Here is a 13,127-nt window from a genome sequence, read left to right on the forward strand (position 1 = left end):
AAATTCAGCAGCACTGCCGCTGCGTGAAAACCTCCCCAGGAAGGAAAAATATCAGGATCATCCGGTGCGCAGGCTGCCAGGTCCCGCAGGTGACGGGCTGAGCGACGGAGGCAACTCCCGAGGCTCCCTTCGGTTTGTTTCGGGACTGGCAGAGAACATAAACTCAATCTTCTGTGCGGACTCTTTGGAGTCTCAGACAGCAAATGGATGTCCGGTTCTGCAGAGAGCAGGAACCACCAGCCGAGAGGCACTGTTGCGTAACGGCAGATTCTGATCAAACCGATAGCGCGCTCTCCTGAGCGCGCCCAGAAAATCCTGTGCTTTTCTGTTGACAAAAACTTACATGGATGCCCGTTACTCAGGAACAAAGCGGGAAGGGGGTTCGTTCACGAGCCTCCGTCGGCTTCGCTGAGTTCCATCGGCGATTTGGAATCAACTTACCCAATGGCTGTGGCGAGCGTTGAGGGCTGGCCGACAACGATATGGCGGCTTTCACTCAAACAGCGAGAATACGCGGTTTTCAAAGAGAAACCCGCAAAAGCGGTCGACTCCGTGGCGCGAGTAAGCAATGGAACCGGAATCTGGATCCGTGTACATGTAAAGGTGGAGGCGGCCGCCGGAACGCTGTTGTGCGGCAGATGCCAGGTCTTGCTTGGTCAATATCCAGATCCGTCGACTCGAAAGATCCACAAACGCATATAGCTCTGCGGGACAGTCCTCGCTCACCCACCAATCGACTGCCGGTGCTCCCCTTCCGCCACCTGGTTTCGGTGCCATGTTGGTCTTTACCTGCAGAGTAATTGAGCGCCCCTTCAGTCCGGAATAGGCAACCAGATCAACCCCAGCATCCGTTGTCATCGGCGCGGAATCAATCCCACATCTCAGAAGCTCATATTGCACCAGCAACTCTCCCAAACGCCCTATTTGCTGAGTCGTGAGAGGCCGCGAAGTAGCGTCGGAGATCGCCGGCAGCAGAGAGTGAGGTCCATTGGTCATAGGAGAAGATCATACCGTTCCGAACGAAACTCAAACGTCCCGGGTACCCCATCCACGACGCGCAGTCTCATCGCGCGGCAGGGGGTGTCGTTCGTGGTAGCGAACGACTGTAGCTGCTCGCTGAAGGAATCGAGTCAACCTTCAAAAGAAGCTAGTCCACCCTTAGCGCCACTATTGGATCGACGCGGGAAGCTCGCCGCGACGGTATCCAGCATGCGAGTAGAGAGACCGCTACCAGCAGCAGTGGAACCAGCGTGAATGTCGCCACGTCCCATGGCTTTACGCCGTAGAGCAGGCTGGTCGTCAATTTTGCCGCGGCTAAAGCCATCGGCAGTCCCAGCGCAACTGCGAGCAGAGCGAGGCGCATTCCGCCGCGAACAATCATTCTCTGCACCTCGGCTGCACGCGCTCCGAGTGCCATGCGAACACCGATCTCCTTCGTGCGCTGGTTTACCGAATAACTTATCACGCCGTAGAGGCCGATGAGCGCGAGGAGGAGCCCCGTGATTGCGAAGACAGTGAAGACGGTTCCTACGAGGTGCTGGAGGAAGAGAGCTTCGTGCACGTGCTCTTCCATCGTCTTGATGTTGAAGATGGCGAGCGAAGGATCGATGGCGTGGATCTGGCGTTGCGTGGCGTCAATCAGCGTGGAGGGATCGCCTTCGTAGCGAGCCATGATGGTGTATCCATCCTGCGAGGGATCGGCGGCGATGAACTGGTTGATGGAGCGGTAGAAGACAGGGCGCTGGTCTTCGTTGATCGTGCGCGCTTTGGTGTCCTTGACTACACCGACGATCTGGTAGGGAACGCCGGCTCCGGTGACCATGTGACCGACGGGGTTCTCGCCCTGGAAGAAGCGACGCACGATCTCTTCGTTAACGACGCCGACCTTGGTGGCGGTGGGATTCTCTTCTCCGAGGTCGCGCCCGGCGACGCGCGGGATACCGAGGGTTGCGAAGTGGTCGGGCCCGGCCATGTAGAGTTCGACGCTGTTCTCCCCCTGAGGCTTGGCACGGCCGGGGACTTCAAAGCCGTCGCTGCGATGGTCCATCGAGAGCGGGACGCCGTCGGTGGTAGTGGCGGAGATGACTCCGGGGAGTGCGGCGATGCGTTCACGAGCGGCGCTCAAGCTGCACGGAGCGCTCGGGGGTGTAACGGTGGAGCTGCGGGTCGATGGCCATCATGATGACTCCGCGTGAGCGAAAGCCGACGTCGATCTTCGAGGCACTTTCCAGGCTCCGGAGGAAGAGTCCGGCAGCGCAGAGCAGGATGAGCGACACAGAGATCTGCGCGACGACGAGAAAGCTGCGCAGGCTCCAGCGGCGGCCAGGGCGAGCGAGGGCCTCTTCGCCTTTGAGCGCGTTGGGCATCCGCGGGCGCGATCAGGAGCAGCATGATGTCCTTGTGTTCAGCCCTTATCTGCTCAATTCCAAGTAGCTGCATGGCCAGGGCCACGTCGTTCATCTCAGAAATAGACGGTGGCTTTTCCATGGTGTAGGCGCGCAGGCTCTTCGCAAGGCCTGCGAGGAAGCGGTGTGTCTTTTCGCTAGCTCTGGGAGTGCGCTTGGCCACGATTGCTGCTTCTCGCTCCGCAGTTGGGTGCTCAACCACCAGGTAGAAGCTGCGGCGGCGAAGCGGGTCGCCTAAACGTCGCTCTTGATTCGACGTCAGAAAAACGTGTGGTATTCGACGTTGCCTGAACCGTACCCATCTTCGGGATAGAGAGGGTCCACGTTGAAAGCAGTTCTAAGAGCATCGCCTCAAAGGCGTAGTCAACCTTGTCGATCTCATCGATGAGCAGGACACAACGTAGATCCTGTTCGATCGCTTCGAACAATGGGTCCGCCATAAAATAGGCGCGGCTTGTCACCTCGCGCTTGATTTCGGCCCAATCGGGCGCGTGGTCGCTCTTGCTCATCAAGAGCACATAGAGTTCTTGAAGGCTCTTGTCGTATTGCCCAATGGCTTTTTTTTCGTTGATACCCTGGTAGCACTGCAATCGCAGTATAGGGACCTTATAAGCGCGCGAGACCGATGTGGCCAGTTCCGTTTTGCCGGCGCCGGCGGGCCCTTCGAGCATGATGGGGCGATGGAGCCGTCCAGCAAGGTAGACGGTGGTGGCAGTTTTCTGATCGGTGAAATAGCCTACGTGCTCTAGCGCGGCGAGGGTTTCATCTGGGGATGCATACATCGGGTCCGTCCTCCTGGCTCGCTCTCAGGTGGTGAGAGCGTAGGACGGACCCGGATTTCGGTCAAACGAGCGGACGTTCGGACCGGAGATTACTGCTCGGAGTACAGTTTCTGATCTGGCCCCATCCACCCCTTTTCGGTCCACTTGAACGGATAGTTACTCTGACAGGTCTCGATCGTTCCGGGAGCTCTGTTGCCCAGCTACACCAGATCTTTGACCTTTGCCTCATAGAAAAACGTGTACATCGGTACGCCATTAACGTCCGACAGTTGACCGTTGGTCTTGGTAAGACTGACAAGATCCTGAGTGTGTAGCCTAGCGTGCGTGTTGTGCCTGGAGCCAACCTTCGACGCTGTTCTCGATCGGTTCGTTGAAGACGAACGGCTGCTTGAGATCAAAAAACGACGCCCTGGCGATCAATGCGATCTCGAAGGGGAATTGAGCTACTCCACCGCAACTTCGTACCTGAGCGTCATCAAGCAAGTCCGTGCGAAATGGGGGAATACCCGCATCACGCGGATCAAACCGCTTCAGGTGCAGGAATGACTGAGAATGATGGATGCCGCGCCCAAGACCAAAGGCCATGTCAAGGCACTCATGCATCGGTTGTATGAGAAGGCCATGCTGTGGGAGATGGTCGAGTGGCAGCGCAATCCGATGCAGCTGGTCGAGGTGAAAGGGATCAGCAAACGCCGGAAGAAACCGATCGTCCTCACGGTCGAGCAGTACTACCTGATCCTCGCACTGATTCCGCAGCCCTATCGCACGATGGCGGTCGTGGCACAGTGCACCGGTCTTCGGGCCGAAGAGGTTCTGGCGCTCGAGTGGAAGGATATCGATTTCGAGAACCTGAGCATGAGAGTCGTCCGGGCGGTCGTTCACGGTCGCGTGAAGATGGTCAAGACGGAATACTCGGAGGACCAGCTGCCGCTCGATCCTGATTTCGCGGCGATCCTTCTCGATTGGCAGCGGGAGTCGGAGGAGCAGGCGCGGAGCGCTCGGGATGACGGAAAAACCCCATCCATGGGGTTGGAACTGGTCTTCTCCAGTCCCGCCACCGCGTCACTACCACACGGCTCCCGTCCAGCAGGACTACATCCGGCCTGCGGGATGCTGCCTGGTGGAGTGTCCCAAGTGCGGGGCAGGCGTTGGCGTGTGGTGTGAGCAGGATAGTCCAACGTCCAATGGCAAACGCCTGCCGCTCGATGAGGAACGCCGGGTAGCAGCAGGGAAGTACGACAGTACCGGGTGGCATACCTTCCGCCATACCTACCGTTCCTGGCTGGACGACACCGGGGCGCCGATGGGGGTGCAGCAGAAGCTGATGCGGCACCCCCAGATCTCGACCACGATGAGCGTGTACGGAAACGCCTTGATGGCGGCCAAGCGTGAGGCCAACAGCAAGGTGGTCAGGATGGCACTGAGGAGCGCATAACCATGCAAAGCAACCCGCAGACACACCCAGAAAACCCCTCGGCGTTTCAAGAGGCGCTGTTATTTGGGGTTATCTGGGGTTGGCCTTTCGGCTAAATGGTTGCGGGGGTAGGATTTGAACCTACGACCTTTGGGTTATGAGTGACGTAACTAGCATATTATCAACTAGTTAGAAGGCATAGCTGGTAGCTTTAAGGAGCACTAAGTTATTGAAAATACGTTTGGGGATTTTTTACGGTGGGTTGGAATTGGGTTGGAGAACCCAAGGTCGCTGGAACAGCAGCTGGTGACCAAGAAGGGAAGTGTTATTAAGGTCTCCCCATATAGAAGCGCTCTTTTTCGACAATTTCTTGGCTTCGTTCGGTAAATGGGGGTCATATGGTCAGGCGCGTCGCGACACCTCATCTGAGCCAGATGCCCATCAGGTACTCACGCACTAAATGAGTGACCGTGAGCACGCGGGAATTGTTCACTTGCGTCTTTTCTTTACCAAATGTGAGTAGCTTCAATAATTGGAGCCCCGGCGCGTCCGTTTACGACATCGACCCGCAAGACGACCTCAACATTCTTATTGCGCCAGTTCCAGCCGACCTGGCGGTTAAACTCCTGCAAAAGCTCAGATGAGGTTGCAAACTGCGAGGCGGCATCAGTCCCAAAGCGTTGAATGCCGGCGATGACGATGACCAGGCTGTCGGTCGAGGGATTCCGGAAGCGTGCGACGAGGGCGTAGTCCGGCGTATCAGTGAATGGCTTAGAGCGGTTTCGGGCCCATGACCGGGAGGGGTTCTGGGTATCGACGATACGTTCCTCGGGATGGGCGGTGAAGTGAAAGCGCAGCGGACTGATCATCCGGTAGGTCCATTCGTTGTTGTAAGCGCCGACCAATACGGTGGGGTTCTCGCGAATCTGGGCGAGGGTTGTGGAGGAGGCGGGCTGGACTCGGTAGGAGCCGCCGCGCGCGTTCAGAAGGGCGGCGACGCGGCCCATCGCCAGGCCGTTCTCGAAGGAGAGGTAGGGATTGAGGCTCGTCGTATCGGAGGCGACCTCCGTTCCGATGTTCGAGCGCGGAGAGAACTTCACCCCGCCCAAGCTGATGATGGCTGGGGTCTTCTGGTCGAGGATCGGCGACCAGAAGCGTCCTACTGCATCCGTCCGGGAGGTGTTCCAGACCACCAACAGAAGCAGCAGAGCGGATGCAGCGGCAATGGTCCACGTCAGGGTGTGCTTTTCCTTTACGTTGATGACATCGAGCTTGTCGGGAAGGGCAGAATGCGAGTCGGCTGCCGGAATCTCGTCGACGGGGGGAGCGTCGGGAGCCAGACGGAGAAACTCGGGACGGTAGGAACGGGGCGAGAGGCTGATGACGACCGGAGAATCACCTAAGTCGGTGTAGTAGAGGGCGAGCCTCTTGCGGACCTCCCCGGCGGAGTAGCGAACGACGGTGTCTAGGTTGGTGTCGTAATCTGGGGCGCGCCCGAAGACGTCGATTCCGACGGTCCGCTCCTTAATCTCATCCCCATGGCCCTTCAAGGTCTGCTCGACTACGTAGCGCAACAGCGCCGGATAGCGCTTGCTGTTGCAGAAATGAGTGCTGGCTAGGACCTCCTCGAGGGCAATCAGAACTTCTGCCTGTTCTTCCGCTGTGGTTGGATTCCACACCACGCGTCGATGAGCCGCAGAGATCATCCGAAGTTCAAATTATAGAACCCCAACCATAAGTAACTCATAAACAAGGAGTTTTTGATTTTGGGTCAAACGTTCTGAGCGGATGTAACGTTCGCAAAAAAATGGGACAAACGGTGAGTCACTTGCCGATGCTTGTTTCGGAAGTGGAGTGTGGGTGGCGCTTTAACAGAGTGTGAACTCAATCCAAATTAAGAGGAGTGTTGATGTTGAATAGGCGGCTGTTTTGTGCTGGGCTGGGAGCCACGATTGCGGCTCGGCAAAGTGTGCTGGCATGGGCGAGACAGCGACCGGAGTCTGGCACCTACAAGATGGTGGCGGAGGTCGATCGTAGCCGGATCCTGCAGGCTGCTGAAAAGTACCTACCCGAAGACCCGGTGACGGTCACATCCTTCGTCTCACCGAAGAGTCCCGGAGGGCCACACGACTTCTTCTCTCAGGCCGACTACTTCTGGCCGAACCCCAAAGATCCTAACGGCCCCTACATCAACCGAGACGGTCAGAGCAATCCGGAGAACTTTGATGAGCACAGGCGGGCGATGGTCAACCTTTCGCTCCGCATGCCCGCGTTGACGGCAGCTTGGCTGCTTACGAAAGAACAGAAATATGCGAAGCGCTCCGGAGACCACCTGCGCGCGTGGTTCGTTACCCCGGAGACGCGGATGAATCCGAACCTGGAGTTCTCCCAGGGAGTGCACGGCATCTCGACGGGCCGTAACTACGGCATCATCGATACCCTGCACGTGGTCGAGGTTGCCCGCGCCGCCAGCTTCCTGGGGCTGGAGGCGCTGTCTGCCTCCGACCGTCAGGGGGTAAAGCAGTGGTTTCGCGAGTACCTGGACTGGCTTAAGACTAGTGACAAGGGGAAGCAGGAACGTGCCACTCTTAATAATCATGCGACGTGCTGGGCGCTGCAGGCTTCAGAGTTTGCCCGGCTGATTGGCGATGAGGGCACCCGCGACGAGATACGCGGCTGGTTTACCGGAACCCTGCTGCCGGACCAGCTTGGCAAGGATGGCTCCTTTCCTAAAGAGCTGGCGCGAACCAAACCGTACAGCTACTCCATCTTCAACTTCGATGTGATGGCCGGGCTCGCGCAGTCGCTTAAGGCCAAGGCCCCCGACCTGACCACCTTCGCCTTGCCCGATGGCCGGGGCCTGTGTAAGGCGGCCGAGTTCCTGTTTCCGTACCTCAAAGACAAGAGCAAGTGGCCCTACGCGAAGGATGTGGAGCACTTCGATTCGCTGCCAGTCCGTTCACCGGGCCTGCTCTTCGCAGGAGTGGCGTGCCATCGGGAAGACTACATCGCGCTGTGGAAGACGCTGAATCCCGACCCGACGGACAAGGAGATCATCCGCAACTACCCCATTCGGCAGCCCCTGCTGTGGGTCTGACAAGAGACCGGTGACGAGATCAGGAGCCGCGCTACGGCCTGAACCCAAAGGCAAGATGCAAGAACTATAAGGAGTACCCGTATGCGAAAGACAATGCAATATCTACTCGGTCTGGCTTTGTTAGTGGTGGTCGGTCTGGGAGCGCCAGTTGTTTACGCCCAGTCCAACACGGGAACTATCATCGGAACGGCAACCGATGACTCCGGCGCAGCGATTCCGCAAGCAACGGTTACGGTGAAGAACCTTGGCACCGGCGAGCAGCGCGCGGTCAAGACTGACGACAGCGGAGCGTTTGCGATCCCGAATCTGCAGATCGGCCACTACTCGATGACTGTAACCCGCGAAGGCTTTGCCCCTGCCCAGGTTGCGGATACCGAGGTCCAGGTCGCGCAGCGCGCCACCATCAATCCGGTGCTGCACGTTGGTGGGGTTAGCGACAAGGTCACGGTGATCGCCACTGATACGCCGCTGCTCAATCAGGCTTCGTCTTCCGTCGGCCAGGTGATCGATACGCAGACGGTGCAGAACATGCCCCTTAACGGCCGCACCTTCTGGCAGCTCACGCAGCTTACGCCCGGCGTGAGTTACATCCAAGGCGGACAGAACATCGCCGCGGGCGGAACCTCTATTCGGGCGAGCGCAGTGAACGTGAACGTGAACGGGCTTTCACCGTCGTGGACGGGATGGTATCTCGACGGCGCGAACATTACTGAGTTTCAACTGGGTGGAACGATTATCCAGCCGAACGTCGATGCGCTGAATGAGTTCAAGGTCGAATCGAGCAACATGGGCGCGGAGTACGGCCACAGTCCCACGATCGTCAACGCCACGCTTAAGAGCGGCACCAATCAGTTTCACGGCGTCGTCTATGAGTTCCTGCGCAACAACGCGCTCGATGCCAAGAACTATTTTTACGTGCCCCCCACCGGCTCCACTGCGCGTAACGGCGCACTGCATCGCAATCAGTTCGGTCTTGCCGTCGGCGGCCCGATTATCCACGACAAGACATTCTTCTTCGTTGATCTTCAGGAGACGCTCTACAACCAGCAGCAAAACTTCAACAGCATCGTGGCAACGGATGCCCAACGGACGGGAGATTTCTCCGCGCTTCTGAGCCAGCCTTCTCCAGTTATCCTTCGCAACCCGCTCACGGGGCAGCAGCTCAACGACGGACGCGGACCGAATGCTTTCAAGCCGGCGCCGCAGTCTGCTTACCTGCTGCAATACATGCCGCGTGCGAATGCTGTGGTGAACGGCGTCGGGCGGGCGATCCTTACCAACAAACTGTCGCAGCAGTTAGGACAGGGAGATATACGGATCGACCACCAGCTCACTCAGAAGGATCACCTCACAGGCCGCTACTCCATTGCGGACAACCGCGAGACCGATCCCAACGCCTATCCCGCCATGGGTGGCTTTCCATTGCGCAGCCGCGGCCAGAACGCACTCTTCCGTGAGACACACGTCTTCAACTCCAAGTGGATTAACGAGCTTCAGGTCGCTTACTATCGCAGCTACTTCCTGTTCACCAGCTCACTTCAGGGCCAGAACATCAACGCGATGGCGGGCATCACCGGGCTTGAAGGGCTCGCCCCGGAGTCGACGGTAGGGTTCCCCAGCGTCACCATCGCGAACTACTCGAACTACAACGGCCAGTCCAACAACAGCTATCCCAAGCAGAACAAGATCCGTTCCTGGCAGTACGGCGACCACGTCACTTACGCGAGCGGCAAACACGATATTCGCTTTGGATACGAGCTCTTCCACAACACCAATACGTTCGTTGCCGGCAACAACTCAAGCGGAACCTTCAATTTCAATGGCTCCTACTCAGGTGACAACATGGCGGACTTTCTGCTCGGCTATCCGCGCAGCGCCAGCCGCAGCAGCTTCCGCAGCCTGTGGGGAAACGCCGGCAACTTCCAGTCGTTTTTCGTGCAGGACAACTATCATGTCCTGTCGAATCTCACCATCAACGCAGGCCTGCGCTGGGAGATCAACCCGTTCTACAACTCCGGGGACAAGGGACAGATCACCGGCTTCGACCTGACCAACGGCAAGCTCGTTCTGCCGCGCGATTTCTCCATCAATGCACAGCCGCTTACTCCGCAGCTGGTCCCACTCTTCTCAGATCGCTTTGAGTATGCAGAGGACCTGGGGCTGCCGAAGTCGATCCGTAAGTCCGACTACTTCAACATCGGACCGCGCCTGGGTTTTGCCTACGGCATCACAACCAACACTGTGCTGCGCGGCGGTTATGGCATTTTCTATCTCTTCCCCGACGATAATGCGATCAACAACACGCAGAACACGGTCCCGTTCATCGCCTCGCAGTCGCTGAACAACACAACTCCGGCGCCGACCTTTACACTAGCCGACTTCTACCAGGGCCAACCCGTCGTCGCGCCGAATCCTAAGCCAGGAACACCCTGCTCCTTCGGCTTCGTCGCAAACTCCTGCTCGACGCCCAGCGTTACCTCGATGGCGCTCGATGTTCAGAACACCTACATCCAGGAATGGAATGCAGCGGTGCAGCACCAGTTTGGAGGCAGAGTCTCGCTCGATGTCTCGTATGTTGGAAATAAGACGACCCATATGCAACAGGCCTTCCAGATCAACGATCCTCCTCCCGGACCTGGTGTAGTGCAGAACCGCCGTCAGCGACCGCAGTGGGGAACCATCAGCTACTCGAAGTTTGCAGGCATGGGCAACTACAACTCCCTACAGACCAAGTTCGAAGCTCGCAACTTCGCCGGCGCTACGTTCCTGGTCTCCTACACCTACGCGAAGTGTCTGACCGACGGCACTTATACCAACGTAGTGCGCGAGGACACGCCGCTGATTCGCTACTACGGCGTATGCAACTATGACTTGCAGCACAACTTTGTTGCCAGCGCGCTGTATGGACTGCCATTCGGCCGCGGCCGGGCTCTCTTTTCCCAGGTGCCGGGCTGGGCAAACGTTCTCATCGGAAACTGGAACCTCTCGGGGATAGGCACTCTGCAGTCAGGGCTGCCCTTCACGCCAACCGTTAGCGCCGATCAGGCCAATACCGGCGTCGGAAGCCAGAGACCAAATGTGATTGGACGTCCCACGATGGTTCGCAACGTGAACTGCTGGTTCTACGACTCGCGAAATTCAACCTGCAGAAATCTGCTTTCCGGCGGTACCGATGCCTATGCCATTCCGGCTCAGTACACCTACGGCAACGGCGGAATCAACACGCTTCGCGCCGACGGATTGGTGCAGTTCGATGTCTCGCTCATCAAATCCGTCCGCTTTACTGAGTCGAGGTCACTCGAGTTCCGCGCGTCCTTCTACAACATCTTCAACCACACCACCTTCACCGCGCCTTCCACCAACATCGACGCGGCATCGGCAGGGACGATTAGCTCAACGCTAAATGCAGCGCGACAGGCAGAGTTGGCAGCCAAGATCTACTTCTAGCGTTCCTCGCATGCATCCTCAAGTTGTGCCAGCCCTGCCCCCGGTCCTACGCGTGCTGTTGCAAGACCAAATGCGGCAGATGCGGCACTTGTCGCTCCAAGAACAGGTGAATCATCTCAATCAAATGCTCCGTGGTCACTATGCATACTATGGCATTGCCGGGAATCTTCAGGCATTGCTAAGGGTCCATAGGGCGGCGGAGCGTTACTGGCGCAAAATGTTGAGCAGTCGGAGTTGGGACGGCGCGATCCGGTGGGAGCAATTCCAGCGGATCAAGGAACAGTTCCCGCAGCTACGACCAAAGCTGTATCTCCCCTACAGGGAACTGCAAGCTATCGCCATACTGTGAAGCAACTTCTGAAGAGCGTAGTGCGGAAAATCCGCACACTACGTTCTGTGGGAGCCGGAGGTGGGCAACTGCCTCCGGCCACCCGGTGGGTGCGCAGCAATGCGCATCCCTACCGCGATACGACGGCTGCTGACCGCTGGGGCGTTCAGGCGCTGGCCAGCAACTTACCGAAAAATGGGATGAGCAGGTCTACCCGATCGGAGAGACTATTGCCCATGAAAAATCCTACGCAGCACCATATCGCGGAAGTACCACGCAGAAGCTCCAGGGTCGGGATGACGATCGGGATCGATCTTGGGGATGTCTGGAGCCATTACTGCACGCTCAACGAAGATGGAGAAGTAGTGGGCCGGGCCGGTTTCGTACCAGTCCATCGGGAGTCGAGAAGTGGTTTACCGATCTGCCTCGGGTGCGGATCGCAATGGAAGCAGGCACGCACTCGATCTGGATCAGCGAGCAGCTTCAGGAACTGGGTCACGAGGTCATCGTAGCCAACGTACGTGAGCTGCGGGCGATCTCGCACAGCGATCGGAAGAGCGATCAGGTCGATGCGGAGAAGCTGGCTCGCTACGCGCGGCTCGATCCGAAGACCCTGCGTCCGATTGCCCATCGTACGGTCGCTCAGCAGGAGGCGCTGACGTTGATCCGCGCCCGCAACCTGATCGTTCGTCTGCGGACGGCTGCGGTGAACGCCGTGCGCGGGTTGGCTAAGCCTTGCGGCTATCGTCTTCCTGCCTCGTCCACGCTGTGCTTCGCGAAGCGATGCGTGGCCGTGCTGCCGCCAGGTCTGACGCAGGCGCTTGGCCCGGTGCTCGAACAGATCGCGGAGATGACAGTGAAGATCAAGCACTACGATCGCGCCATCAAACGACTCACGGAGGCGGAATATCCAGAGACGCAGGCTCTGATCAAGGTCTATGGCGTCGGTCAGCTCACGGCGTTGACGTACGTTCTGACGCTGGGCAGCAAGGAACGCTTCCAGCGAAGTCGCGATGTCGGCTGCTACCTCGGTCTGCGCCCACGACGCAGTCAGTCCGGGGATCGCGACCAACCATGTGCTCGGTCCGCATGGGAGAGATTCCACCTTACGACAGTGGGGTCTGCACCTGGCCTCGCGCGGAGGCAAGCAGTCCCGCAATCGGGCCATCGTCGCCGTTGCTCGCAAGCTGGCAGTACTGCTTCATCGCATCTGGATCACCCAGGAGCCATATATCCCGTTCTATGGAGTAGCAGCCTGAGGAAGGACATCATGTCGAATTGTTGCGACTACCCCGCGTCCCGATGACTGCGTGTCGGCTTGGGCCCTCAACAAGGCCGTCCGAAAACTGGCAGCATCTACTTCTCCTTCTGACCCCGACCGACACAGAGCCTTAGCGGCTCACCAAAGTGCGAATAGAAACACGGTGGAGAACAATATGCGGACCAACTACAACAGAACAACAGAAGAGACTAAAACGCTTAGGAAAGAAGAACAGAAAACCCCTTGACGTAAATGACCTGCTCATAGAAAGCCGACGCAATATAAGAAGGTGCCCCCTTGGACTAGGCTGTGAGCGGTTGCCATCTCACCGCCGGAAAGGAGCACTCTTCTATGGAAGGCACGAAGTATATCGGAATGGATGTTCACAAGGAC

The 13,127-nt window shown here is 58.0% G+C and carries 12 protein-coding genes; 4 read left to right on the top strand and 8 right to left on the bottom strand.

What is annotated here, in order from left to right:
* Positions 1-492: 492 nt before the first annotated feature.
* The 5 genes from Q363_RS26355 to Q363_RS43165 all read right to left on the bottom strand — a co-directional run bounded on the left by Q363_RS26355 (position 493) and on the right by Q363_RS43165 (position 3,772).
* Positions 493-915 (bottom strand): hypothetical protein, encoded by a 423-nt coding sequence (locus Q363_RS26355; protein WP_169747139.1) that lies wholly within the window; start codon positions 913-915, stop codon positions 493-495.
* A gap of 232 nt (positions 916-1,147) precedes the next feature.
* A complete protein-coding gene (locus Q363_RS26360) occupies positions 1,148-2,125 on the bottom strand; it encodes an FtsX-like permease family protein (protein WP_051979362.1) in 978 nt (325 codons plus the stop codon).
* The gene (locus Q363_RS36885) at positions 2,109-2,366 is read right to left on the bottom strand and encodes a hypothetical protein (RefSeq protein ID WP_051979363.1); all 258 of its coding nucleotides are present in this window, start codon (positions 2,364-2,366) and stop codon (positions 2,109-2,111) included. The genes Q363_RS26360 and Q363_RS36885 overlap by 17 nt, the downstream gene beginning before the upstream one ends.
* Before the next feature lie 233 nt (positions 2,367-2,599).
* Positions 2,600-3,187, bottom strand: coding sequence for an AAA family ATPase (locus Q363_RS26365; RefSeq protein ID WP_051979364.1), 588 nt, complete (start codon positions 3,185-3,187; stop codon positions 2,600-2,602).
* A gap of 315 nt (positions 3,188-3,502) precedes the next feature.
* Positions 3,503-3,772: a hypothetical protein gene (locus Q363_RS43165; RefSeq protein WP_157467598.1), complete on the bottom strand. Its 270-nt coding sequence runs from the start codon at positions 3,770-3,772 to the stop codon at positions 3,503-3,505.
* Between the two features lie 12 nt (positions 3,773-3,784).
* Here Q363_RS43165 and Q363_RS26375 point away from each other — a divergent pair, with 12 nt between their 5' ends.
* The gene (locus Q363_RS26375) at positions 3,785-4,351 is read left to right on the top strand and encodes a tyrosine-type recombinase/integrase (protein ID WP_211256360.1); all 567 of its coding nucleotides are present in this window, start codon (positions 3,785-3,787) and stop codon (positions 4,349-4,351) included.
* A gap of 105 nt (positions 4,352-4,456) precedes the next feature.
* Here the strand turns inward: Q363_RS26375 and Q363_RS42300 are convergent, their stop codons facing one another.
* Positions 4,457-4,672: a hypothetical protein gene (locus tag Q363_RS42300; RefSeq protein WP_169747140.1), complete on the bottom strand. Its 216-nt coding sequence runs from the start codon at positions 4,670-4,672 to the stop codon at positions 4,457-4,459.
* Between the two features lie 435 nt (positions 4,673-5,107).
* Positions 5,108-6,307, bottom strand: coding sequence for a hypothetical protein (locus tag Q363_RS26385; protein WP_035356727.1), 1,200 nt, complete (start codon positions 6,305-6,307; stop codon positions 5,108-5,110).
* A gap of 203 nt (positions 6,308-6,510) precedes the next feature.
* On the opposite strand from Q363_RS26385, the gene Q363_RS26390 reads away from it, so the two are divergent.
* Positions 6,511-7,698 carry an alginate lyase family protein gene (locus Q363_RS26390; protein ID WP_035356729.1) on the top strand — a complete coding sequence of 396 codons (1,188 nt, stop codon included), beginning with the start codon at positions 6,511-6,513 and terminating at the stop codon, positions 7,696-7,698.
* Between the two features lie 81 nt (positions 7,699-7,779).
* On the top strand, positions 7,780-11,145 hold the full coding sequence (locus Q363_RS26395) for a TonB-dependent receptor (RefSeq protein WP_035356731.1): 3,366 nt from the start codon (positions 7,780-7,782) through the stop codon (positions 11,143-11,145).
* 555 nt (positions 11,146-11,700) lie between these two features.
* On the opposite strand, the gene Q363_RS44765 is transcribed toward Q363_RS26395, so the two are convergent.
* Positions 11,701-11,868, bottom strand: coding sequence for a hypothetical protein (locus Q363_RS44765; protein WP_245632486.1), 168 nt, complete (start codon positions 11,866-11,868; stop codon positions 11,701-11,703).
* Between the two features lie 35 nt (positions 11,869-11,903).
* Here Q363_RS44765 and Q363_RS26405 point away from each other — a divergent pair, with 35 nt between their 5' ends.
* Complete coding sequence (locus Q363_RS26405) at positions 11,904-12,779, top strand: IS110 family transposase (protein WP_035356732.1); 876 nt, start codon at positions 11,904-11,906, stop codon at positions 12,777-12,779.
* The last annotated feature ends 348 nt before the right edge of the window (positions 12,780-13,127 follow it).

It is taken from the genome of Edaphobacter aggregans DSM 19364 (genome assembly GCF_000745965.1).
GTDB classification, from domain to species: Bacteria; Acidobacteriota; Terriglobia; order Terriglobales; family Acidobacteriaceae; genus Edaphobacter; species Edaphobacter aggregans.

What these genes read in the sequence shown, in the direction of transcription:
- Q363_RS26390 (WP_035356729.1), top strand. Translation starts at nt 6,511, where the DNA reads ATGTTGAATAGGCGGCTGTTTTGTGCTGGGCTGGGAGCCACGATTGCG.
- Q363_RS36885 (WP_051979363.1), bottom strand. Translation starts at nt 2,366, where the DNA reads ATGCCCAACGCGCTCAAAGGCGAAGAGGCCCTCGCTCGCCCTGGCCGC.
- Q363_RS26365 (WP_051979364.1), bottom strand. Translation starts at nt 3,187, where the DNA reads ATGTATGCATCCCCAGATGAAACCCTCGCCGCGCTAGAGCACGTAGGC.
- Q363_RS26395 (WP_035356731.1), top strand. Translation starts at nt 7,780, where the DNA reads ATGCGAAAGACAATGCAATATCTACTCGGTCTGGCTTTGTTAGTGGTG.
- Q363_RS26375 (WP_211256360.1), top strand. Translation starts at nt 3,785, where the DNA reads ATGCATCGGTTGTATGAGAAGGCCATGCTGTGGGAGATGGTCGAGTGG.
- Q363_RS44765 (WP_245632486.1), bottom strand. Translation starts at nt 11,868, where the DNA reads ATGGACTGGTACGAAACCGGCCCGGCCCACTACTTCTCCATCTTCGTT.
- Q363_RS43165 (WP_157467598.1), bottom strand. Translation starts at nt 3,772, where the DNA reads ATGGCCTTTGGTCTTGGGCGCGGCATCCATCATTCTCAGTCATTCCTG.
- Q363_RS26385 (WP_035356727.1), bottom strand. Translation starts at nt 6,307, where the DNA reads ATGATCTCTGCGGCTCATCGACGCGTGGTGTGGAATCCAACCACAGCG.